16 protein-coding genes are annotated in these 22,553 nt (G+C 75.3%); 6 read left to right on the forward strand and 10 right to left on the reverse strand.

The genetic code is table 11. The features are described 5' to 3' along the window. Window positions 1–8 precede the first annotated feature (8 nt). Window positions 9–578, forward strand: a complete 570-nt coding sequence (locus ABZ924_RS19775; RefSeq protein WP_361911052.1) for a DUF6817 domain-containing protein — start codon at window positions 9–11, stop codon at window positions 576–578. A 12-nt stretch (window positions 579–590) separates the two neighbouring features. On the opposite strand, the gene ABZ924_RS19780 is transcribed toward ABZ924_RS19775, so the two are convergent. From ABZ924_RS19780 to ABZ924_RS19795, 4 genes are all read right to left on the reverse strand, one after another. After that, the gene (locus ABZ924_RS19780) at window positions 591–3,446 is read right to left on the reverse strand and encodes a TIM-barrel domain-containing protein (RefSeq protein WP_361911054.1); all 2,856 of its coding nucleotides are present in this window, start codon (window positions 3,444–3,446) and stop codon (window positions 591–593) included. Window positions 3,447–3,740: 294 nt separating this feature from the next. After that, window positions 3,741–4,676 carry a DMT family transporter gene (locus ABZ924_RS19785; RefSeq protein ID WP_361911057.1) on the reverse strand — a complete coding sequence of 312 codons (936 nt, stop codon included), beginning with the start codon at window positions 4,674–4,676 and terminating at the stop codon, window positions 3,741–3,743. An 83-nt stretch (window positions 4,677–4,759) separates the two neighbouring features. Next, window positions 4,760–5,494, reverse strand: a complete 735-nt coding sequence (locus ABZ924_RS19790) for a helix-turn-helix domain-containing protein (protein ID WP_361911060.1) — start codon at window positions 5,492–5,494, stop codon at window positions 4,760–4,762. Between the two features lie 76 nt (window positions 5,495–5,570). Continuing rightward, complete coding sequence (locus ABZ924_RS19795; protein WP_361911063.1) at window positions 5,571–9,002, reverse strand: BTAD domain-containing putative transcriptional regulator; 3,432 nt, start codon at window positions 9,000–9,002, stop codon at window positions 5,571–5,573. Window positions 9,003–9,239: 237 nt separating this feature from the next. Between ABZ924_RS19795 and ABZ924_RS19800 the strand changes: the two genes are divergently transcribed. Continuing rightward, entirely contained in the window at window positions 9,240–9,944 is a 705-nt protein-coding gene (locus tag ABZ924_RS19800; RefSeq protein WP_361911065.1) for a hemerythrin domain-containing protein, read from the forward strand. A 75-nt stretch (window positions 9,945–10,019) separates the two neighbouring features. Next, window positions 10,020–10,574, forward strand: coding sequence for an RICIN domain-containing protein (locus ABZ924_RS19805; protein WP_361911068.1), 555 nt, complete (start codon window positions 10,020–10,022; stop codon window positions 10,572–10,574). Window positions 10,575–10,638: 64 nt separating this feature from the next. Here the strand turns inward: ABZ924_RS19805 and ABZ924_RS19810 are convergent, their stop codons facing one another. From ABZ924_RS19810 to ABZ924_RS19820, 3 genes are all read right to left on the reverse strand, one after another. After that, window positions 10,639–10,866 (reverse strand): hypothetical protein, encoded by a 228-nt coding sequence (locus ABZ924_RS19810; RefSeq protein WP_361911071.1) that lies wholly within the window; start codon window positions 10,864–10,866, stop codon window positions 10,639–10,641. A 96-nt stretch (window positions 10,867–10,962) separates the two neighbouring features. Further along, window positions 10,963–11,634, reverse strand: coding sequence for a response regulator transcription factor (locus tag ABZ924_RS19815; RefSeq protein ID WP_361911074.1), 672 nt, complete (start codon window positions 11,632–11,634; stop codon window positions 10,963–10,965). Then, window positions 11,631–12,776: a sensor histidine kinase gene (locus ABZ924_RS19820; protein ID WP_361911077.1), complete on the reverse strand. Its 1,146-nt coding sequence runs from the start codon at window positions 12,774–12,776 to the stop codon at window positions 11,631–11,633. Before ABZ924_RS19820 ends, ABZ924_RS19815 begins: the two co-directional genes overlap by 4 nt. Before the next feature lie 455 nt (window positions 12,777–13,231). On the opposite strand from ABZ924_RS19820, the gene ABZ924_RS19825 reads away from it, so the two are divergent. Together ABZ924_RS19825 and ABZ924_RS19830 are read left to right on the forward strand one after the other, a co-directional pair. Then, window positions 13,232–15,442 (forward strand): MMPL family transporter, encoded by a 2,211-nt coding sequence (locus tag ABZ924_RS19825; RefSeq protein ID WP_361911080.1) that lies wholly within the window; start codon window positions 13,232–13,234, stop codon window positions 15,440–15,442. 151 nt (window positions 15,443–15,593) lie between these two features. Then, entirely contained in the window at window positions 15,594–16,226 is a 633-nt protein-coding gene (locus ABZ924_RS19830) for a PASTA domain-containing protein (protein WP_361911083.1), read from the forward strand. A gap of 58 nt (window positions 16,227–16,284) precedes the next feature. On the opposite strand, the gene ABZ924_RS19835 is transcribed toward ABZ924_RS19830, so the two are convergent. The 3 genes from ABZ924_RS19835 to ABZ924_RS19845 form a co-directional block, all read right to left on the reverse strand. Beyond that, window positions 16,285–17,226 (reverse strand): SigB/SigF/SigG family RNA polymerase sigma factor, encoded by a 942-nt coding sequence (locus tag ABZ924_RS19835; protein ID WP_361911086.1) that lies wholly within the window; start codon window positions 17,224–17,226, stop codon window positions 16,285–16,287. A gap of 175 nt (window positions 17,227–17,401) precedes the next feature. Next, entirely contained in the window at window positions 17,402–18,553 is a 1,152-nt protein-coding gene (locus tag ABZ924_RS19840; RefSeq protein ID WP_361911089.1) for a GntR family transcriptional regulator, read from the reverse strand. Between the two features lie 173 nt (window positions 18,554–18,726). After that, a complete protein-coding gene (locus tag ABZ924_RS19845; RefSeq protein WP_361911092.1) occupies window positions 18,727–20,292 on the reverse strand; it encodes an IucA/IucC family protein in 1,566 nt (521 codons plus the stop codon). A 111-nt stretch (window positions 20,293–20,403) separates the two neighbouring features. On the opposite strand from ABZ924_RS19845, the gene ABZ924_RS19850 reads away from it, so the two are divergent. Continuing rightward, the gene (locus ABZ924_RS19850; RefSeq protein WP_361911098.1) at window positions 20,404–21,930 is read left to right on the forward strand and encodes an IucA/IucC family siderophore biosynthesis protein; all 1,527 of its coding nucleotides are present in this window, start codon (window positions 20,404–20,406) and stop codon (window positions 21,928–21,930) included. The last annotated feature ends 623 nt before the right edge of the window (window positions 21,931–22,553 follow it).

The raw sequence follows: 22,553 nt of genomic DNA on the forward strand, positions 1-22,553 counted from the left end.
GAATGCCCATGGATCAGGAGCCGCCCGAACTGCCCTCTGATTTACGGGAGTTGAGTGCACTCGACCTGTTGCGCGAGCTCGGTGCCGAGCAGATCCCGCATCCGGGCGGCACGCTGCTCGCCCATCTCCGGCGCGTACGGGCCGTCCTCGGGGAATGGGGCGCGCGGCCCGAGCTGTGCCTGGCGGGGCTGTGCCACGCCTTCTACGGCACGGACGGTTTCGCCACGGCCCTGCTCCCCGCGGAGCGGCGTGCCGAGTTGGCACAGGCCATCGGGGCCGAGGCGGAGGGGATCGTGTACCTGTACGCGAGTTGCGACCGCGCGGTCTCCCAGCCGGTCCTGGCCGACGACGGGGCGGGGTTCCGCGACCGGTTCACCGGCCGCGTCCACTCCCCCGGCCGCCGGCTGCGGCAGGACTTCGCCGAGCTGACCGCGGCGAACGAACTGGACCTCGCCCGCCGCGACCCCGCGTTCCGGGCGGCCTACGGCCCGGACCTGCTCTCCCTGTTCGGCCGCTGGCGGGAGCTGCTGAGCGAGCCGGCCCGGCGGGAGTGCCGGGCCGTGCTCGGCGGTTCCTGAGCCCCGGGCGGGTCAGCGGGTGGTGGCGGCCGGTGGTGGAGCGGCGGTGGCGGGGCGGCCGGTGAGGATGATCTCTGCGAGGCTGGTCCACGGGCCGCGGCCGCCGGCCTCGGTCAGCGCTCTCAGCCGCAGGTAGCGGCCGGTCTTCGGGGTCAGGGGCACGGAAGTGGCGGCGGCGGTGTCGGCGAAGGTGCCGGTAGCCACCGGCAGCCCCCAGTCGGTGGCGGAGTCGGAGACGTACACCTCGTAGGCGCCGATCCGGCCGTTGACACCGCCGTCCTGGCGGGGCAGGTGACCGAGGCCGTCGACGGCGTACCGGGCTCCGAGGTCGATCCGGATCTCGTGCGGGAGCGGGGCCGCGGTCCCCGCGGACCAAGCGGTGTGCCAGTGGGTGGCCGGGTTGCCGTCGAAGGCGTTGGCAGCCGCGCCGTTCTCGGCGGCGGTCTCCTGGCTGTCGGCCGAGACCAGGGTCCAGCCGGACTGCGGGATCGGGGCGGACGCCGCGGGGATGGGGTCGGCGGCCGGTACGGAGGTGCCGGTGGCGGTGAAGCCGAACGCGCCCGCCTGCTGTCCGGACTTCACCCACAGGACGCCGCCGCGGTCGGCGGCGTCGAAGTACCAGCCGGTCGCGGCCGCATCGTAGGCGGCCTTGGAGGTGTGGCGGGTGAGCGCGGCGCCGTCGTCGGCCGTGACCAGGCCGGGCGCGGTGGCCACGTGGAGGGTGAACTCGTAGGCTCGCGCGGCCGGTTTGCCGGTGTAGCTGCCGGTCGGGGCGCCGACTGAGACGGTGACCGCGCCGGAGCCGGCGGCCGGGGCCGTGACGTCGACCTGCTGGCGGGCGTACGCGCCGGACTCGTGGGCGCGGGTGATCCCGTCGTCCTCGTACAAGCTGAAGGAGGAGGCGCCGCGCGGGTGGATGTCGTAGGTGAGCGTGGAGACCGGCTTCTCCCCGGTGTGGTTCATCTGGGGCCACATCGGCACGATCGCCCCGCCCTTGACGAAGAGGGGGAGGGTGTCGAGCGGCGCCTCGTAGCCGTTCAGCCAGCCCGGTCCGGCGTACGTCTTCCCGGTCCAGTAGTCCGTCCAGGTCCCGGCGGGCAGGTAGATGCCGTCGCGGACGGCGGTGTCGGAGACGACGGGCGCGACGAGGAAGGAGTCGCCCGCCATGAACTGGCCGCTGGTGAGGTTGCCGCGGGCCACCGGGTCGTCCGGATATTCCAGGACCAGGGCGCGGGTGCTGGGCACGCCGGTCTCGTGGGCGGTGCGGCTCATCGTGTACAGGTACGGCATCAGCCGCATCTTCAGCTGGAGGTACTTGCGGTTGATGGACAGGTACGGTTCGGCGAACCGCCAGGGCTGCTTGTCCTGGTAGCCGGCGGACGGATTGGCCGCGCCCCACCCGGACATGGTCATGAAGGCCGGGGTGAAGGCCTTCCACTGCAGGTCGCGGACGTACGTCTTGGGGCTGCCGCCGAAGATGCCGTCGATGTCGCCGGAGGCGTAGTTGAGGGCGGACAGGCCGGCGCCGGTGACGGCCGGGACGTGCCAGCGCATGTCGTCCCAGGTGCCGTAGGTGTCGCCGGTCCAGACGACGGCGTTGCGCTGGGTGCCGGCCCAGCCGTCGACCGTCCACACGAACCGGCGGGCGTCGGAGTTCTTCTCGATGCCGTCCACGGCCTGCTGAACGCCGGTGAAGGCGGTCTTGTAGCCGCCGCCGATCCAGGCCACGTCGGTCTTCACGCCGCGGGTGCCGGCCACGGCGACCTCGTCCGCGATCGAGCCGAGGCCGGTGGAGGTCCACAGGCCGGTCTGGAAGCCCTTCGCCTTGAGCGCGTCCACCGTGGACTTCAGGGGCGCGGTGTAGCCGCAGCCGTAGCCGTCGTTGGGCAGGAACCAGCCCGAGGGCATGTCGTTGGCACGGGCGTCGGCGGCGTAGCCGACCACGTCGGGGGTGGTCTGGTGGCGCAGCCGGTCGTGGTCGCCCTGGTAGGCGGGGTTGGAGGCGTTGAAGCAGTCGGCGTTGCCCAGTTCCAGGCCCCACATCGGGGCGAGGAACGGCTTGCCGCTGACGTCGGTGTAGGCGTCGAGGACGGATTTCAGGGAGGTACCGGTGAAGTACCAGGCGTCGAAGCGCCTCTCGTCGTGGGTGAGGGTGGTGGGGGCGTTGAATCCGTAGCTTCCCTTGGCCCAGGTGTTGCGCATGACGCCGTAGCCGTTGGTGGACATGTAGAAGGGGGCCGGGCTGGCGTTGTCGTTCTCGCGCCACTTGTTGTCCACGGCCACCGGGACGGTCAGGCCGCGCAGCGCCCAGGCGCCGAGCCGCAGGCCGGTGCCGTAGAACTGCTCGTCGGCGCCGCGGGTGAGGTACTGGGTGGTCTGGGTGCCGGTCCAGGAGGTGGGTTTGCTCTCCTGCCAGACGAGGGTGGCGTTGTCGGCCCGGTAGACGGAGAACTTCAGCGGTGCCTTGTTGACGCGGATGGTCAGGGCTCCGGTGGTGATCCGGTAGTAGGCGCCGGCATCGGTGGAGGCGGCGCCGACGGGGCCGAAGTCGGTGGTGGCGGCCAGGTCGGTGCCGGCCGGGTCGTTGGTGAAGGAGCCGTCGGGCGAGAGCCAGATCCGGAAGATGTCGGCGCGGGCGACGACCACGCGGGCCTTGGCCCCGCTGGTCGTGGTGACGGTGAAGGTGTTCCCGGACCGGGTGAGCCCGGTGGCGTCGCCCGCGGTGGCTCCGGCCGCGGCCGCGGCGGCCTCGACGGCCATGGGCCCGGCGGCGGACAGCCCGGCCACGGCCAGGGCACCGGCGAGCAGCGCGGCCAGGACGGTGCGCTGCCGCCCGAGCGGACTCCAGCGGATGGGGATCAGTCTCATGGGCAGCTCCTCGTGCGGTCCGGGACACGGACACACCGCTTTGGCATGCGCCTGGCAACATAGCGGCCCATGGAGATCAGTTGAAGGAAGCTGCTCGAAATCGGCTGTAACCGAGCAGCTTTGAACATCGGAGGGGGATCACCCGAGACGGCGTTGTGGGAGCGTGCCGAGTCCGGCACGCCCGACGGGGTGGCCGGTGGCGCGGCCGTGGGCCGATCTCCTCAGCCGGTGGGCGACGCGGATCGGACTTCACGACGCATCCCGCCTGGCGGACGGGGCTCACCAGCTGCCCGTTCAGCCTCGCGACGCGTCCGGAAGCTCAACAGCGCCGGCCGACCGCGGGGGGCGGTAGCGGGAGACGGCCACCCCGGTCAGGCACAGCAGACCGCCCAGCAGGGTCAGCCAGGCAGGTACCTCGCCCAGGAGGATCCAGCTCAGGGCGACGACGATGGCCGGTACGGCGTACGTGGTCGCGCCCAGCTTTCCGGCCGGCATCCGCGCGAGGGCGTAGGTCCAGGTGGTGAAGGCGAGGGCGGTGGGGACCACGCCCAGGTACACCATGTTCAGGGTCGCCGGGAGCGGGGCCCGGGGGATCTCGGCCACCAGTTGCCCGGTGAAGGGCAGGCAGGCCACGGCGCCGGTGAGGCAGCTGTACGTGGTGATCTGCAGGGGCGTCCCGGACGAGAGCGCGGGCTTCTGCGCGACGACACCCGTCGCGTACGCGACCGCTGCGAGCAGGCACAGCGCCACCCCGAGCAGTGAGGTCGAACCGTCCCCGCCGGAGGACATCGACAGGCCGACGACCACGGCGCCGACGAAGGAGACGGCCATGCCCGTGAGCAGGCGTGGCGGCAGGGCCTCGCCGAGCAGGCGTGCGGCGAGGAGCGCCATCAGGATCGGCCCGGTGTTCACGAGCAGGGAGGCGGTGCCGGCGTCGACGAGGCGCTCGCCCCAGTTCAGCGCGACCGTGTAGCCGCCGAACCAGACGAGTCCGGAGAGCAGGATGCCGCGCCGGGCGCCGCGCGGGGGCAGGCCCTCGCGGCGCAGGAGGAGCAGCGTCACAAGGGTCAGGGAGGCGGCGAGCAGTCTGCCGAGGGCGAGCGCCCCCGGCGAGTAGGCGGCTCCCGCGCTGCGGATGGAGACGAAGGCGGACGCCCAGGCGAACACCGTGAAGCAGATGGCGCCGCCGGTGAGGAGGCCGGGCGGCAGGGCACGCTGATGGGTCTTCATGGCTCCCGACCCTACACCGAACGTTTCGGCGCTCACCGAAGTATTTGCCGTGACTTTGCAGCATCGCGGCCCCGCGCCGCCCGCTAGCTCCACGCCGCCGGGGTGAGCCCCAGCAGCTCCCCGAAGGCCTCCTCCCCCGCCCCCGTCACCAGAAGGCCCCGGCCGCCGCCCTCCGGGCGGACCACCCAGCCCTCCCCCAGGGCCCGCGCGCACAGGCGTGCCCCGACGAGGCCGCCCAGGTGGCGGCGACGCTCGGTCCAGTCCAGGCAGGAGCTCACGAGCGGACGGCGGCCCGCGCCGGCCACGTCGACGGCCGCCCGGCGGCACCAGTCGAGTCCGGCCGCGGTCAGCTCGAAGACGGCGTCCGTGCGCAGCAGCCCCCGCTCCTCCATCGCGTCCGTGACCGCCATGCCGAACCGGCCCGCGAAGTGGTCGTAGCAGGTGCGGGCCCGGGCCAGCGGGTCGGGCGCGGCCACCACCGGCACGGTGTGCGCCGCGTCCCGGCCCGGGACCGCGTAGGAGGCCAGTTCGTCCACCAGGCGGGCCGTGGCGGCGTCGGCGATGCGCACGTAGCTGTGGCGCCCCTGCCGCTGCGTCACGCAGATCCCCGCTTCGAGGAGCCGGTTCAGGTGCCCGCTGACGGTGGAGGGGGCGACCCCGGTGGTCCGGGCCAGCTCGCCCGCGGTCCAGGCGCGGCCCTCCAGCAGGGTCATGCAGATGGCGGCCCGGGTCTCGTCGGCCAGGGCGGCGGCCAGCGAGGCGAGCCGCGCGGCGGGAGCCGGGGATTCCGCCGGTTCGGGAGCAGAGGTGTGATCCATGCTTCCAGAGTGCCTCATCGTTTCGGTATACGGCGAATGATTGAGGCTGAGGTTGCGGTTCCGTGCCGGCGGATTCTCAGGGCACGAGGATGCGGCGCCTCCGCGCCGCCGCCAGTTCCGCCGCGGCGCGGCGCGCGGATGCCGCGTGATGGGGGGAGTTCCACGCCAGCGCGACGCGTTCGGCGCGCGCGTACGCGTCGGCCGCCGCCCCCTCCTCACCGAGCAGGCGGTACAGGTCCCCCAGCGGGTGAGCGAGCGGCCGGGTGGCGTAGGCCGCGCCCGCCGCGCCCCCGAACTGGTCCCGGAGCGGCAGCAGATGCCCGGCCAGCAGACCGGCCGCGGCGGTGTCCCCGTGCAGGACGGCCAGTTCGCTGCGGTAGTCCAGTTCGACGCCGTACAGGTGGTCCGTCACCGGCAGGGCGGGGAAGCGGATCTCGCGCGCCTCGTCCAGCCGCCCCTGGCGGGCCAGCAGGAGGGCGAGCGCCACGGCCACCGGCGCGCCGACCGCCTCGTGCACCTCGCGGACGCTGCGCTCGATGTCCGCCGTGCGCCCCTGGGTGAACCGGATCGTCCACAGGCCCAGCGTGCGCGGACCGTTGGCGTGGTGCGCCCCCACCCGCCGGAACAGCTCTTCGGCCTGGGCGTAGCGTTCCTCCGCCTCCGTGAACCGCCCCGAGACGGCGGCGAGCATGGCCAGGGTGGTGGCGTTGAGGCCGCGCGCCCAGAGCATGCCGTACCGGTCGGCGAGGTGCAGCCCCTCCCCCGTGTGCCGGCGGACGCCCGCCGGGTCATTGCGGGTGGCGGCCGTCATGGCGTCGAGGTGCTCGCACACCCATCGGTACGCGGGCAGGTCGTGCTCGGCCGCCAGCAGGCGCAGCCGGGCCACGAGGGGGTCCCGCGCCTCGGCCTGCCGTTCGTGCGGCAGCAGTCTCGCCGAGGTCATCAGGGCGGAGGCCAGCAGCCGGGGCTCCCCGGCGGAACCCGCCAGCGCCAGCTGCGCGTCGGCCGCCTCCCGGGCGCGCGCGGCGTCCTCACCGGCCACCGCGTCCGCCAGCACCTGCAGGACCCTGGCCCGGGTCGCCTCGTCCAGCGCGCGGTCCCCGGCGAGCCGCTCCAGCCGGGCCAGAGCCGTCCGGTCGAAGAGCCCTTCCAGTCTGCTGCGCCAGGGCGAGGGCTCGGTCCACGCCCCGTAGACCGCGGCGGCCAGGTCGTCGCGGTTGGCCCGTACCGCCAGGTCCACGGCCCGCTGCCGGGTGTGGCGGGCAGCGTCGGTGGCGCCGGCCCGGACCTGGGCACCCAGCAGGCGCACCAGCAGGGCGATGCTCGCGTCGGGATCTGCGTACGGGTCGGCGGTGGCCGCCGCGTGCACGTCGAGTGCCTGCGCGAGCAGCCCGACGGCCACGTCGTGCGCGTAACGCCGTTCGGCCCGTTCGGCCGCGCGCAGGGCGTAGTCCACGGCGAGCGGGGCGTTCACCGGCCGGCCGGAACGGGCGAAGTGGTGCGCCAGCGCCGCCAGGTCGTCGGGGCGGTGGCGGCGCAGCACCGCGGCGACGCGGTCGTGCAGCCGGGCGCGGCGCACGCCGGTCAGATCGGTGTACACCGTGTCGCGTACGAGGGCGTGCACGAAACCGACCCGGCCCGGGCCCGGCTCGGTGAGCAGGTCGGCAGCGAGCGCGGCGTCGAGCCCTGCCAGGACCGTCTCCTCGTCGGCGTCGGCCGCCTCTACCAGCAGCGCCGCATCCGTGTCCGCGCCCATGACGGCCACCAGGCGCAGGGCGGTGAGCGCGGCGTCGGGGAGCAGGGCCAGCCGCCGGCGCAGGACGTCCCGGACGCCCTGCGGGACCTCGGACAGGGCGACCAGGGCGCCTTCGCTGTCCAGGAGCCGGGCGCTCTCCCACACGTAGAACGGGTTGCCGCCGGTGCGCGCGGCGATCACGGCCACGGTGTCCGGGGAAACGGGGGTGCGGCAGACCTCGGCGACGACGGTGGCGACGGCATCGGCCGGCAATCCGCCCAGTGAGATCCGGTGCGGGGGGCGCGAGGCGAGCTGGGCGAGGGTCTTCGCCAGCCGGTCGCCGACTTCCGCCGGGCGGTAGCAGGCGACGATGAGGAGCGGCACGCCGGTGACCGCGGCGGCCGCCTCCAGCAGCGCCAGCGTCTCCCCGTCGGCCCGGTGCAGGTCCTCCAGCAGCACGGCGAGCGGTCGACCGGCGGCCGCGGCGGAGAGCCAGGCGGCGAACGCCCGGTGCATGCGGAAGCGGCCGGCCGTGGCTTCGTCCCGGCTGGCGGCGGGTGCCGCGTCCGGCTCGTGCAGCAGGACGGCCAGCTCGGTCGGGGCGGCGGGGGATGCCTGGCGGGCGAGTGCGCCCAGCGCCTCGACCCAGGCCCAGGCGGGTGGCGCCCCTTCGTATTCGGGGCAGCGCCCGACCACCACCGTCCAGCCGTCACCGGCCAGCCGGTCGGCGAACCGGGCGAGGAAGGCCGACTTGCCGGCCCCCGCCTCCCCGGTGACCAGCATCAGGCCTCCGCCCGCCCGCGCGGCGCGCGCGGCGGCCTCGGCGCCGCGCAGTTCCTCCGCCCGTCCGAGGAACGGCCGCGCCGCCTCGGCACCGGCCGTCCCCGGCGGTGACGGCCGTACGGCGGCGCCCCCGGCGTCCGAGGCGGCACGGGCGGCGGCGGCGGTGGCGGTGGCGGTGGCGCCACGTGAGGCCGACAGAGCCCCTGGCGAGTCGGGGCCCGGTGACGTCTCGGCGCGCAGGACGTCCAGGCGCTGCTCCAAGAGGGCCTGCTCGACACCGGTCAGGACGGGGGACGGATCGCAGCCCAGCTCCTCCCGCAGTACGGCCCTGGCGCGGCGCAGCGCGGCCAGCGCGTCCGCCTGGCGCCCGCAAGCCCAGTGGGCGAGCGCGAGCAGCCGCCATCCCTCCTCGCGCAGCGGCTGCGCCTCCACGAGGGCGGCGGCCGCCCGCGCCGCCCCGGCAGGGGGGCCGGTGCGCAGGTCGGCTGCGACGGCGAGCTCGCGGGCGTCCGCCAACAGGGCGGTCAGCCGGGCCGCTTCGGGTGCGGCCCACGCCTCGTCGGCGTGTTCCTGGAACGCCGGGCCCCGCCACCAGGACAGGGCCTCGGTCAGCAGCTCCCGGGACCGTGGGGCGGCGGCCCGCCGGGCCTGCTCCAGCAGCGCTTCGAAGTGCCAGGCGTCGACGGCCTCGTTCGGCAGCCGGAGGGCGTATCCCGGCGGGCAGGTGACGAGCACGCCGGCGGGGGCGCGCGGCGGCCGCTCCGGTTCCAGGATGCGGCGCAGGTTGGAGACGTAGGCGTGCAGGGACGCGGTGGCCTTCGCGGGCGGGGTGCCCCGCCACAGGTCCTCGGCGAGCCGGTCGACCGAGACCACACCGCCCCGGGCGGCGAGCAGCCCGGCGAGCACGACCCGCTGGCGCGGGGCTCCCAGGGGGACCGGCGCCCCTTTCGTCTCGGCTTCCAAAGGGCCCAGCACTCGTATGCGCAACACGTCGCCGAATTTACCGCAGATGACCGAAACGATCACTGGACGAAGGGTAAACGTACCTGTTCAGAGGCAGTTCGGGGGAGAAAACGGAACGGCGGCGCAGCATCGGCGGCCCCAACCTGCGCGCGGCCGTCAAAGACGTCGCCAAGCCGTCGCCAAGTGCGTGCGCAGTGAACGCCAAGCGGCGGTCGGCACGCTGATCGCGCCCGTTCCGCCATCGATCACCCGGAGCAGTCGAGCGTGTCCCAGAGCAGCACCCCCAGCCCCTCCCCCGGGCGCCCGTACACCCACGAGATGGTCGTGGTGCACCGCGTCTTCCGGCGCGAGTCGGCCCTGCTCCCCCGCCTGGTGCGGGCCGTACCCGAAGGCGCGACGGAGCGGGCCGCGGTCGTCGGCTCGCACCTGGCCGAGTACGTCACCGGCCTGCACCACCACCACACCGTCGAGGACGAGACGATCTGGCCGCTGCTGCGCGAGCGTGCCGAAGCGGCCGCCGAGGGCGCGGACATCGTCGTGCGCATGGAGGAGCAGCACGCCCGGATCGACCGGAGCCTGGCCGAGGTCACCGATCTCGCGCCCGCCTGGCGGCGGAGCCCGTACCGGGCGGCCGCCGAGGACCTCGCAGGAGCTCTGGAGGAGCACCGGTCCGCCCTCCTGGAACACCTCGACGACGAGGAACGGCTGGTCCTCCCCCTGGTGGAGGAGCACCTGTCGGTCGCCGAGTGGGACGCGGTGGGCCGCCGCGGCATGGAGACGGTGCCCAAGGACAAGCTGCTGCTGGCCCTCGGCGCGCTCCTCGAGGACGCGGACCCGCAGGAGCGGGCCTACTTCCTGGACAGGGCGCCCCTGATCGGCCGTCTGCTGTGGAAGGCCTTCGGCCGCCGCCAGTACGCGGCCGCGTGCCGTGCCCTGCGCGCCCCGCTCGACGGTGGACCTGCCCGCTGACCGGCGGATACCGCTGCGCCATACCGTCCGGCTCCGCCGCCGACGAACCGCCCCCCCAGCCCTCTTGGAGAACCCGTGCTCGACAGCCTCCCGCCCGCTCGCCGGACCCTCGGCGTGCTCGCCGCGGCCTTCGCCGCCACTCTCACCCTCACGGCGGCCCCGGCCGGGGCCAACCCCGTCCCGAACCGTGACTACGCGTACGAGATCCGGCCGATGCACACGTCCGGCAAGTGCCTGGAGATCGGCGACTGGCGCACCGACAACGCGGCGCCCGCCCGGCTCTGGGACTGCACCGGGCAGCCGAACCAGCAGTGGCGGATGGTCCTGGACCCCACGTACGGACCCCGCTACGCCATCAGGAACGTCCACAGCGGCAAGTGCCTCCAGATCGGGAACCTGGCCAGGATCAACGGCGCGCAGGTCAACCAGTGGGACTGCAACGGCAGTCCCAACCAGCGCTGGAGCCGTACCGACCGCAACCCCGACCTGATCGTGGGGGAACGGTTCAACGGCGGACCGGCCCTGTGCCTCGACGTCACCGACTGGCAGACCCACAACGGCGCGGGCGTGCAGATCTGGGACTGCCGCCCCGCCGCCAACCAGACGTGGGTGTGGAACATCAAGCTGTGACCGGCGAGAACTCCCGATCGCACACGTTCGGCGCCGGCGGTTCCAGCGGGGCAGCCCCGATCACCTAGCGCTGCCGCGGCGGGGTGATGGCCAGGGTCGGCGGGGCCGGGGAGGTGTGGCGGTGGCCGCACGGCTCGAAGACCAGGCGGACGGGCCGGCCGGGCTGCTGGCGCCAGGCGATCCGCTCCGGGGCGGCGGCACACACGGGGCAGCGCGGCAGCGGGCCCGGCTGCGGCTGCGGCGGGCACTCCGGGGCGGCCGCGAGCGGCGGCCTGGGGTGCGGGTCACGCATGGGGGCTCCCTGGGGCGGCAGTGGTGGTGCTGGCACTCTGCCACGGACCTGCCCCCGGCGCACGGGCCGGCCATCGGGGGTTTCGGCTGGTCAGCGTCAGGGGTGCAGGGTCCGGGCGGCGACCACGAGGCCCGATTCGTACGCCTCGATCACGGCTTGGGCCCGGTCGCGGACGCCCAGTTTGGCGAAGAGGCCCGTGATGTGGTTCTTGACGGTCGAGACGCTGAGGTCCAGCTCCTCGGCGATCCCGGTGTTGTCCAGGCCGGCGGCGATGAGCCGCCAGATCTCCCCCTCGCGGGGCGTGAGACCGCCCGGGAGGCCGGCCGCGGACGACACCGGCCGGGCCGGGGTCCGTACGTACGCGGAGATGAGCCGGGTGAGCAGCCGCGGGGCCACGGCCGCCTCCCCGGCGTGCACGGTGCGCACGGCGGCGGTCAGTTCCTCCGGGGACACGTCCTTGGGCAGGAAGCCGTAGGCTCCGGCGCGCAGGGCGGCGACGACGTACTCGTCCATGTCGAACGTGCTGAGGGCCAGTACCCGGGCGCCGGGCACGGTGCGTGCGAGTTCGGCGGTGGCCCCGACCCCGTCGAGGACCGGCATCCGGATGTCCATGACCACCACGTCGGGCCGCAGCCGTCCGGCGAGGGCGACGGCCTCGGCGCCGTCGCCAGCCTCGCCGACGACCTCGACACCCGGGTCGGGGGCGAGGATCAGGGCCAGGCCGCGCCGCACCAGCGGCTGGTCGTCGGCGATGAGCACACGGATCATCGGTGCGGTTCCTCCCTGCCTCCCCCGGCGGCGCCCGCCCCCGGGGCCACCGGGAGCCGGGCCGCCACCCTGAACCCGCCGCCGTCGAGGGCTCCCGCCTCCAGGGATCCGCCCTGGAGGGCGACGCGTTCGCGCATTCCGATCAGACCGTACCCGGGTCGGGACCTGGATGCGGGCCCGGCGGCCGGCCGGGCCGCGGCCGCTCCCGGGCCGTCGTCGCACACCTCGATGCGGACCTCGTCCGGACGGTACGTCAGGCGGACCCGGGCGCGGGCCGGGCCGGCGTGCTTGCGGGCGTTGGTCAGGCCCTCCTGGACGATGCGGAACACCGTCAGGCCCACGCTCGGCGGCAGCGGGCGCTGCGGGCCGTCCACGGTGAACTCCGTGTCCATCCCGGCGAGCCGGGACTCCGCGACGATCCGGTCCAGGTCGCCGGTCCCGGGCTGCGGCTCGGGCGGGGTCCGCTCCGGCTCCTCTCCCGCCCGCAGCACGTCGAGGAGCCGGCGCATCTCGTGCAGCGCCATGCGGCCGGAGTCCTCCAGGGTGACCAGCGCCTCGCGGGCGGCCTCGGGGCTGTGCGTCAGGTTGGCGCGGGCGCCGCCGGCCATCAGCTGCATGGTGGTGATGTGGTGGGCCACGATGTCGTGGAGCTCACGGGCGATCCTGCGGCGTTCCTCGGCCACGGCCCGTTCGGCGAGCAGGACCCGGTTGGCCTCGGCCTCGTCGTGCCAGCGGCGTACCAGGCGGCCGGCTCCGGCGCTGAGCAGGGCGGCCATGGCGTTCCCGAGCAGGCTCCAACACCATGCGGAGGCGCCGGCGGTGACGTCGTGGCCGAGCAGGGACAGCGGCGCTGTCGCGGCGGTCGCCGCCGCGGCGACGCGCGGGGCGCCGAACCGGGCCACGGAGTACAGGGCGACGGCCGGGGTCGCGCCGAAGTGCGGGACCGGCGGGGTCGCGAGGTGCGGCAGCGCGCCGAGGACGAGGACGGCGAGGAGCGCCGCGAGCGGGTGCCGGCGGCGGGGCAGGAGGCAGAGGGCGGCCAGGACCAGCAGGGCCAGCGCGGGCACGGTCAGCGGGCGGCCCTGGTCCATGGCCCCCATCGAGTACGCGGTGAGGTCGAGGGCGGCCGCGCCGATGGCCACGAGCGCGTCGTTCCGGCTCCAGGCGAGGGCGCCCGGCCCCCGCCCTGGCCGCCGCCCCGGCTCCCGCTCCGGCCCCTGCCCCGGCCCCTGCCCCGGCTCCGGCCCCGCCGCGGGCCCGGTGAGGGGAGCAGCTTCCGTCGAAGGTGCCGCTTCCCGCGCGGTGTTGCGTGTCCCGATCTGGCGCGTCGGCATGCCGGCCGGTCCCCTCCTCGTCTCCGACCCGCCGGATGCCTCGCCCGGGCCGGGTACGGCAGCCATTCTCCCAGTGCCGCCCCGCCCGCCTCCGGGCCCCGGGGCGGAACCCGGACCAGGACCCTGGTCCCGGTCGGCGGGCGGGGCGGGCCCGCGGTCCCGGGTGCGGGATCCTCCTGCGACCCGACGCCACGGGGGCCGGGTCGGTGATGGGCTGGTGGGGAGCCGGGCAGCCCCGGACCCACGACCTGCAAGGAGCCCCTGTGATCCGGGGATTGACCGGCTTCGCGACCCGGAACCCGTGGAAGGTCATCGCCCTGTGGACGGTGCTGGGCATCGCCCTGACCGTCCTGGGCCAGGCCCTCGCCTTCCGCGCCACCCAGCCGGGCACCGGCGCGTTCCTGCCGCCTTCGTACGACGCGGCGGCGGCGCTGGAGGCCGCCGAAGAGCACTTCGGGGCGGTACCGGACGCCAACCCGCTGACCGTGCTGGTGGCCCGTACCGACGGCGAGCCGCTGTCGCCCGCCGACGAGCGGCGGATCGACGCAGAGGCCTCGCAACTCGCCCGGCAGCGGGTCGAGATGCCCGCCTCCGAGGACACCCCGCCCCTGTTCGTCCTGGACCACTCCCAGGTCCCCGCCTTCGGCCCCGCCATGACGGCGCCCGACCGCAGCTTCCGGCTGCTGTCCGTCGAACTGACCGGCAATCCCGCGGACCCCGGGATGCAGGACACCTACCGGGCGTTCCGCGACCACGCCCGGGAGGTGTTCGCGAAGGCGGGCCTGCGGACCGGCTTCACCGGCGCCCTCGCGGAGACCGTCGACTCCGACGAGGCCGGGCGGATCCGGTCCATGGTGGTCGGCCTCGTCATGGTCGGGATGATCGTGCTGCTGCACGTCCTGGTCTTCCGCAGCGTGCTCGCGGCGCTCCTGCCGCTGCTCGCGGTCTCGGTCATCGGCGGCGCGGCCGCGGGCCTGGTCGTCGCCGCGGCGATGCTGACCGGCACCGGGCTCGCCCCGTCCACCCCGGGGCTGATCAACGTGGTCCTCGTCGGCATCGGCATCGACTACTTCCTGTTCCTGCTGTTCCGCTTCCGCGAGCGACTGCGCGCCGACCCGGGCGAGTCCGGGCGGGCCGCGGCCGCCGAGGTCGCCGGCCGGGTCGGTACGGCGATCACCTCGGCGGCGCTGACCATCGTCGCGGCGTTCGCCACCCTCGGGGTGGCCTCGTTCGGCCAGTTCCGGGTGCTGGGACCGGCCATCGCGGTGTCCGTCCTGGTGATGCTGGCCAGCAGCCTGACCCTGATGCCGGCCCTCCTCGCGGTCTGCGGGCGGCGGATGTTCTGGCCCTCGCGCGCCCTGCAGCGCCGGCCCCGGGCCGGGGCGGCCGCACGGATCGGCGCACTCGCGGCCCGGCGGCCGCTGGCCCTCGTCCTGGCCTGCACGGTCGTACTCGGCGTGCCGGCCGCCGGGCTCATCGGGATCCGGATGGACTACGGGCAGGGCGGAGCCGGTGGCGAGCGGACCGCCGCGGCCCGTACGGCGGCCGAGATCACGCGCGCCCTGCCCGCCGGTGTGTCGGACCCGGTGACGGTGTTCGTCACCGCCGCCGACGGGGGCCCGCTCACCGCCGGGCGGCTGGACGGGCTCGCCACCGCGCTGGCCGGGGTGCGCGGTGTGGGCCAGGTGGCCCCGCCGGTGCTGAGCCGCGATGGGGAGGCGGGGCGGCTCGACCTGTTCCTGTCCGACGACCCGCAGGGGCCGCAGGCCCGCGACCTGGTGGCCGGGCCGGTCCGCGACACGGTGGCCGCGCACCGGCCCGCCGGGACCGAGGCCCACGTCGGGGGCACGGCCGCGCTGTTCGCCGACGTCTCCACCGCCGTCGGCAAGGACCTGCGGGTGGTCTTCCCCGTCGCCGCAGCACTGATCGCGCTGATCCTGTTCCTGCTGCTGCGCAGCCTGCTCGCGCCGGTGGTGCTGATGCTCGCCGTGGGGCTGGGCTTCGCCGCCACGCTGGGCGCCTCCGCCCTCGTGTTCCAGCACGCGGCGGACCGGCCGGGCGTGGACTTCACCCTCCCGCTGGTGCTGTTCCTGTTCGTGGTCGCGCTGGGCACCGACTACAACATCCTGGTCTCCGACCGGATCCGGGAGGAGATGGCACACCCCGGCCCGGCCCGCGCGGCCGTGGCCCGCGCCGTCCGGCACACCGCACCCGCCATCGCCACGGCCGGCCTCGTACTGGCGGCGTCCTTCGCGAGCCTCGCCGTGAACCCGGCCCCGTCCACGCAGCAGACGGGCTTCGCGACGGCGCTCGGGATCCTGCTCTCGGCGTTCGTCCTGTCGATCGCCCTGGTCCCCGCCCTGTCGGCCCTCCTGGGGCGCGCCCTGTGGTGGCCCCTGCGGCCGGGCCGCCCGTCCCCCGAAACCGCCGCGCCCGCACCCGCCGAGGCCGACGCCCCCGCCCTGACAGGCTGACACGGGGCCGGGTCCCGACGTACAGGACAGGGCGTGCGAGGGCCCGATCCCCTCGGTGACGTGCGGCAGCCCATCGGCCCCGGAAGCTGCCGTATGTCACAACTCCGTTACACCCTGTTCGCGCCGAATGCGTGGGCCCGAGCATGGCTCGATGCGCACCCACCACATCACCGCCCTCTCCCTGGCCGCCGTGGCCACGCTCGCCCTCGCCGGCTGCGGCCCGGCGGCCGCCCCGGGCGATCCCAAGGCCGCCCCGTCCGCGTCGTCGACCGGCTCGGCGGCGGGAAGGCCCGGCGGGGCCAAGCAGGCCGCCCTGCCGAACCTCGTCGGCATGGGCCTGCAGGCCGCACAGGACGCCGCGCAGGCGGCCGGGTTCTTCTCCCTCGCCTCCCACGACGCGCTCGGGCGCGGCCGTGCGCAGGTTCTCGACCGCGGCTGGAAGGTGTGCTCGCAGACGCCGGGGCCGGGCGGCGACGTCGACACCGCGACGAGGATCGACCTCGGCGCGGTGAAGCTCGAGGAGACATGTCCCGCCGAGGAGTCGGCGCCGCCGTCGGCGGCCGCGGGCGGGGCCATGCCCCATTTCATCGGCAAGAGCATGAAGGTGGCCCGCCTGGCCCTGCCCGGCAATACGAGCATCACGGTCAAGGACGCCCTGCAGGACCGGATGGTGCTCCAGGAGTCGAACTGGCGGGTGTGCACGCAGAACCCGCCGACGGGCACCCCGCTGACGGGCCAACCCGTGGCCTTCCACGTGGTCAAGTTCGAGGAGACCTGTCCCTGACCTACCTGGACTCCGGCCCTGGACCGCGCCCCGGATACGCGGTCCGGGGCGCGCCGCCTCAGCCCCGGGCCGCGGCCCCCGGAGCGGGCTCCGGGTCCTCCAGCATCGAGGCGCGCAAGTGGGCCAGGACGCGCGAGAGCAGGCGCGAGACCTGCATCTGCGAGATGCCGAGGGCAGCGGCGATCTGGGCCTGGGTCAGCTCCTCGCCGAAGCGCATCCGCAGCATGCGGCGTTCGCGGTCGCTGAGCTGTTCCAGCAGCGGCGCCAGCGTCTGGATGTCCTCGACACGCTCCAGGGCCGGCTCCTCGGCCCCCATGACGTCGGCGAGGGTGGGCCCTTCGACGGCTTCGCCGCTGTGCTCGGTGTGTGCGCCGTGCGGGGCGTCGAGGGAGCCGCTGGTGTGGCCGTTGGCGGCGACGAGCCCCTCGATGACCTCCTCCTCCGACAGCTCCAGGTGGGCGGCGAGGTCGGCGACCGTGGGCGAGCGGTCGAGCGCGGTGGTCAGCTCCTCCTTCGCCTTCGCGATGTCGATGCGCAGCTCCTGCAGCCGCCGGGGCACGCGGACGGCCCAGGTGGTGTCGCGGAAGTGGCGCTTGATCTCGCCGGTGATGTACGGCATCGCGAGGGTGGCGAACTCGGTGGCGCGGGCCGGGTCGAAGCGGTCGATCGCCTTGATCAGCCCGATGGTGCCGACCTGGACGAGGTCCTCGATGTCCCCGCCCTCACCGCGGCCGCGGAAGCGGCGGACGGCGTACTGCACGAGCGAGGAGTTCATCTCGACGAGCGCGTTGCGGACGTAGCGGTGCTCCGGGCTGTCCTCGGGCAGTTCGCGCAGCCGCCGGAAGAAGACCCGCGACAGCTCCCTGGCGTCCGCAGGGGCCACCTCCCTCGGTTCCGTGATCCGGGGCAGGTCCGCGATCCGGGCGGCCACGGGGCGGCGGCGGGGGCACGGCACGACCGCGGCGGTTTGGAAAGCGGAAGACGGGGCAGGGGCGGGCATGGGTTCGCTCCTTGGGCTGGTCGGCTTGCGGCGCGGGACCTTGACTGCCGTAGATCTTGGTGGTTTTCAGCTGGTACGTCAAGAATCGCCGGATATAAGCGGAACGGGGTAGACGTGCGCGTCCGCGTACCCGCGCGCAGGAGCGCCGGGGCCTGGGGGGCCCGTCGCCCGTACGTCAGCTGATCCGGAATCCGCCGACGGCGCGGTCCCGGTGGAAGGTGAGCCGGTCCCAGGTGGGGAAGGCGAGGTCGGTGACGGCGAGCAGCCGGCCGGAGTGGTCGTGCAGCGTACGCCGTACGGTCAGCCCGCAGGCGGAGGCCGCGGCCGGGGGGTGGCTGCTGCGGGTCATGGTCAGCGTCTCGGCGACGCGGCCCTGCTCGGCGGCGCGGTCGAGCCAGCGGTGCAGCGGGCCGAGGTCCTCGTCGCGGGCGGCCGCACGGTCGAGGTAGCCGGCCAGCTCAGGGGTCCGGGCGACGGCCCGGGGGCAGAGGTACGTGACGGCGTGCTGCAGGGTCTGCCCCGCCGGGCCCCGGTCGCGGCGGTGGTGCACCAGGGTGCGCTCCCCGCCCCGCATCCCGAGGAGCGCGCCAAGCGAGGGCGGCAAGGTCACCAGGGCCAGCCAGCTCTGCGGGGACACGGCCGCGGGGGCGGGGACGACTCCGGGGAGGTGCGCAGCGGCGGCCGACGGCGCCGCGGGGGGTACCGGCGCACCGTCCGGCGGCACCGCCACCGGCGCCGGGTCCACCCGTCCGGCCCGGTTGGCCGCGCTGCCGTGCCGCTCCGCCGGGAGCCCTTGGCCCGCCCCCCTGGGCCGGTCCGCCGGCAGCACCTGGTCGACCCCGTCGGGCTGGTCCACCGGGATCCGTGGGTCCACCCCGCCGCGCGGGGCCGCCGCCGCGAGCGCCCAGTCCGCCCGGTCGGCCCTACCATCCGGCAGCGCCCCGACGGCCGACGGCGCGGCCCCGTAGCCCGGTGGTACCCCGCCCGCCGACGCAGCCCCGTACCCCGGCAGCGCCCCGCCCGCCGGCACGACCCCGTACGCCTGCAGAGCCCCGCCCGGCGCAGGCTCCCGCCCCGCCGGCTGCGTCGCGGCCGCCGACCGCGTCCCCCGGCGCCCGGTGACGATGAGGCCTTCCTCCCGCAGCTGCTGCAGCGCCGCCCGTACGGTCTGCCGGTTGACCCGGTAGCGGGCGGCCAGGGTGCGCTCCGAGGGAAGCCTGCCGCCGGGTCCGTGCTCGGCGTGCTCGAGTTCGTGCCGCAGCGCTGCGGCGATCCGCTGGTACTTGGGCATGGCGGCCGGGCCGCCGCCCCGCGAAGGGGAGGGCATGGCTTCTCCTCTGACGGGTGGTCAAGGAATGCGCGGTCTGCCCGCCCAACGTAGCATTGGTCTATACCTCTCAAAGAGGGTGTGTCGGAGCCCCGCCCCACCTTGGCCGGATCCCGCCGCTCCGCCCGGGGCCCGTCCGACCCTCATCCGCCGGACAGACCCTGCGGACGGCCCTACGGCCGCAGCGGATTGGGCAGCGGGAGGTAGCGGGCGTCCGCACCGTCCGCCCGGGTCCAGCGCAGCAGCAGGTTCGTCTTGGCCGGCAGCGACGGGGCCGCGAGCAGCTCCGCAATCTCGGGCAGGCCGCGCTCGGCGTCGTAGCGCAGGAACTCCTCGCGCGCCGCCGGCCACACCCGCCCGGCCATCCCGGGGTGCGCCTCGGCGAGCGCCCCGGCGATCTCCGCCAGGTGGTTGACGACCAGGCAGTAGACCAGCCGCTGCCAGGCGGCCGCCCGGCCCGGCTCGGGCAACAGCTTCACCCCTTCCGCGTCGCGGAACAGGGCCTGCACGGGCATGCCCTGCGCATCGCAGGCGACCAGGGTGTTCTGCAGGTGGGCCTCCAGGACGGCGCCGTGCCGGTCGAACAGTTCCAGCACCGGCGGCACCACCCGGCGCAGGTACGCCCGCCACCAGCCGGCCGGATCGGCGGTACGGGCCAGCGGGCTGCCGGCGAAGCCCTCCGCGAGGGCGGCGGCGAGCAGCGGGGTCGCACCCGGCTCCGCGTGCGCCCCCAGTCCGTCGCGCACGAGCACCGCGAGTTCCTCGAAGGCGAAGGCGGCGGTCCGGTACCCGCGGTCCGACAGCCAGGCCGCGTTCGAGCCGGCGCGCCGCATGGCCGCGAACCCGGCGGCGACGGCCTCGTCGGCCCGGCGCAGCTTCAGCAGGTCGTGCCGCCACAGCCGGCGCACGTCGTTGGTGATGCGGACGTCGAGGCTGAACTTCACGAACGCATCGGGGCCGGGGCCGGCGCCGGGGCCCGAGCCGGCGCCGGGCACGTACAGGGTCCGTACGGAGGCGGTGGGCCAGACCGGCAGCCGTCCCGGGCCCAGCCGCAGCAGCCGCCCGTCCTCGAAGGCCGCCCGGACCGCGGGCGAGCCGCCGACCAGCTCGAGCTGCCACGGATGGGCGGGCAGCAGCCGGTAGCCGGCGGGCGGGCGCGGGCCCCCGGCCAGTTCGGCGAGCGCGTCGACGGCCGCGGCCGCGCCCGCACCGCCCTCCTCGGTGACCTGGTCCTCGCGCAGCCCCAGGAAGACCAGCGGGAAGCGGGCGTGGGCCTCCGGCGCGTACGGCAGCCAGCTCGCGGCGGGCGCGCCGCCCCGGGCCTTGGGCGCCGGATGGTAGGGGTGTCCCATGACGAGGGACTGCTCGGACAGCACGTACGGGTCCTGCGGGGGCTCGGCGGCGGCGCGGGCGGCCAGCAGCGCGGCAACGGTCCCGCGGCTGTCGGCGATCTCGACCGGGAGCTCGTCGTTGCCGGTGCCCGTGTACCGGTGCAGCTCGTCGGCGGTCAGTTTCACCAGCTCGGTGTGGCTGAGCGCCCGCCAGCCTTCGGACGTGCCCAGTTCGGGGCGCACGGGCCGGCGCCCGCCCCGCACCCGCAGCAGCCGGCCGCTGCCGCGCAGCCGGTGGACCTCCCCGCCCTCCGGGTCGGCCGCCTCCCGTAGCAGGCAGTTGAGCAGCGGGGTGGCGGCAAGGGCGTCGGCTGCGGCGTTGAGGTCCACGGATTCCATTCGGTCCATCCAGTGCGCCGGGGTGCGCGGGGCTTTCCACCGGCCGTGATCTTCAGTATCCGCGATGATGACGTGATCACCACAACGACCCGCGAGAGGAACAGGGCCCTGCACCCCAGCATGAACCTCCCCCACTCCCCGGCCGAAGAGGCCGTATCCGCCGAACTGGCCGAGGTGCGCCCCGCGCTGGCCGGTCCGTACGGCGCCGCGCTCGGCGGCGCCCGGGCCGCGGTGCTGACCCGGCTGTGGCGGGCGCTGGCCTTCGAGCCCCTGCCGTGGGTGGTGCGGCGCGAGCGGGGCCCGGACGGGATGACCCTGCTGCTGGCCGGGGGCAGGCGGCTCGATGGCCCGGCGCCGGACCCGTACGCGACCGCCGCCACGGTGGACGAGCTGCTCCTCGGCGGCACCGCGTACCGGCAGGCCGGACGGCTGATGACGGCCCTGGGCGTACCGCACGGGGACGCGTTCGCCGCCGAACTCGACGACAGCACCGCCTCGCTGGCCCTGTCGCGGGCCGGGCAGCCGGCCGCGCCGGAGCCGGAGCCGCGGGCCACCTGGGAGTGGGAGCAGCGGATCGTCGACGGGCACCCCTACCACCCCAACTGCCGCTCGCGGCCGGGCTTCACGGTGGCCGAGCAGCTCGCGTACGCCCCCGAGCACCGGCCGGTCGTCGCGCTCGGGCCGGCCGCCGTTCCGGCCACGGAATGCCTGGTCACAGGCGGCTGGCCGGCCGAACTGCGCGACGGCGGCCGGATCCTCGTGCCCGTGCACCCCTGGCAGGCGCGGCATGTCCTGAAGCAGACGGGCCGGGATCCGGACGTCCTGCGCACCGGGTACGCGGCGCACCCGCTGATGTCGCTGCGGACCCTTGCCCCGGTGGCGGGCGGGCCGCACGTGAAAACGGCGCTCAGCACCCGGCTCACCTCCTCCGTACGGGACATCTCGGGCTATTCGATCGAGACGGCGGCCGCGGTGTCCGCCTTCGCGCAGGAGCTCTGCGCACGGCTCGACGGGCGGCTGCACATCACCCGGACCCTGGGCGCCGTCACCGCGCACACCCCGGACCTGGCGGCCGTGCTGCGCGAGCCGCCGGAGGTGTACGCGGACGCCACGGCGGGCGAGCGGGTCGTACCGGTCGCTGCGCTGGCGCTCGCCCCGTTCGCGCGGTCGGCGGCCTGGCGGGCCGCCTTCGCCCGCCTGGCGCTCTCGGTCTGCCTGCGGGTGCTGGACCTCGGGGTGGCGCTGGAGGCCCACGGGCAGAACCTCCTCGTCGTCCTCGCCGCCGACGGGTCCCCGGTGCGGCTGGTCTACCGGGACCTCGCCGACATCCGGATCAGCCCGGCCCGGCTCGCCCGGCACGGCCTGCCGGTGCCGCCGGTGTCGGGCCGTCTCGTCAACGACGACGTGACGGTGCTGCGGCGCAAACTGTTCGGCTCCCTCCTCACCGGGGCGCTCGGGGCCACCGCCGGCTCGGCCGCGGCCTTCGCCGAGATGCTGGCAGAGGCGGCCGGGCTCCCGTCCACCGCCGACACCGGGGCGCTGCTGGGCGACCCGCTCCCGACCAAGGCCCTCACCCTGATGCGGCTCAGCCCCGGCATCCCGGGCGACCAGTGGACGCAGCTGCCCAACCCGCTGGCCGGGGGGTGAGGTCGGGCGGCCGGCCTGGCCGAGGGAAGCGGAGCCCCCGGTGCGCGAACATCGGCCGCCCGGCACACAGCACGCTTGACCGCAGCGAAGCGGCGGCCCGGGAGGCGACCCCCAGGGCCCCCTCGTAGCCGGGGGAAGAACCCGGGCTCCGCCCGGCCCTGCGCCTCAATCGCCGGCGGGGCTGGAATGGCCGGACCCCGGCTCAGTGTCGCCGGGCGACTTGCGACCACAGCTCCCCCCTTCGAAGCAGGGCATCGGGCACATTCAGCCCCGCCGGCGTTGAGGCGCGGGGTGCCCCAAGAAACCCGGCTCCGCCGGGCACCGGGCTCCACCCGGACCCTCCCCCAGACTCCGTCCCGGGGCACCCCCACTCAAACGCCGGTGAGGCTGAATGTGCCGGACCCCCGTCCCACGCCTCGGCGGGGCTGACCCCCACCCACAACGCCGGCTCGGCTCAGCCTGCCCTCGAAGCAAGCTCTGCCATGTCTGCCCCACGGCTGTCGAAGCCGGGGTCGGCCATTTCAGCCCCGCCGGCGATTGAGGCGCGGGGTTTGGGGCGGAGCCCCAAGAAACCCGGCTCCGCCCGGGGGGGGACCCCCACTCAAACGCCGGCGAGGCTGAAT

This window comes from Streptomyces sp. NPDC046876 (assembly GCF_040645035.1).
Classification (GTDB): domain Bacteria; phylum Actinomycetota; class Actinomycetes; order Streptomycetales; family Streptomycetaceae; genus Streptomyces.

Coding starts and splice junctions, on each gene's coding strand:
- ABZ924_RS19775 (WP_361911052.1), top strand. CDS start 9: ATGGATCAGGAGCCGCCCGAACTGCCCTCTGATTTACGGGAGTTGAGT.
- ABZ924_RS19780 (WP_361911054.1), bottom strand. CDS start 3,446: ATGAGACTGATCCCCATCCGCTGGAGTCCGCTCGGGCGGCAGCGCACC.
- ABZ924_RS19785 (WP_361911057.1), bottom strand. CDS start 4,676: ATGAAGACCCATCAGCGTGCCCTGCCGCCCGGCCTCCTCACCGGCGGC.
- ABZ924_RS19790 (WP_361911060.1), bottom strand. CDS start 5,494: ATGGATCACACCTCTGCTCCCGAACCGGCGGAATCCCCGGCTCCCGCC.
- ABZ924_RS19810 (WP_361911071.1), bottom strand. CDS start 10,866: ATGCGTGACCCGCACCCCAGGCCGCCGCTCGCGGCCGCCCCGGAGTGC.
- ABZ924_RS19815 (WP_361911074.1), bottom strand. CDS start 11,634: ATGATCCGTGTGCTCATCGCCGACGACCAGCCGCTGGTGCGGCGCGGC.
- ABZ924_RS19830 (WP_361911083.1), top strand. CDS start 15,594: ATGCGCACCCACCACATCACCGCCCTCTCCCTGGCCGCCGTGGCCACG.
- ABZ924_RS19835 (WP_361911086.1), bottom strand. CDS start 17,226: ATGCCCGCCCCTGCCCCGTCTTCCGCTTTCCAAACCGCCGCGGTCGTG.
- ABZ924_RS19840 (WP_361911089.1), bottom strand. CDS start 18,553: ATGCCCTCCCCTTCGCGGGGCGGCGGCCCGGCCGCCATGCCCAAGTAC.
- ABZ924_RS19845 (WP_361911092.1), bottom strand. CDS start 20,292: ATGGACCGAATGGAATCCGTGGACCTCAACGCCGCAGCCGACGCCCTT.
- ABZ924_RS19850 (WP_361911098.1), top strand. CDS start 20,404: ATGAACCTCCCCCACTCCCCGGCCGAAGAGGCCGTATCCGCCGAACTG.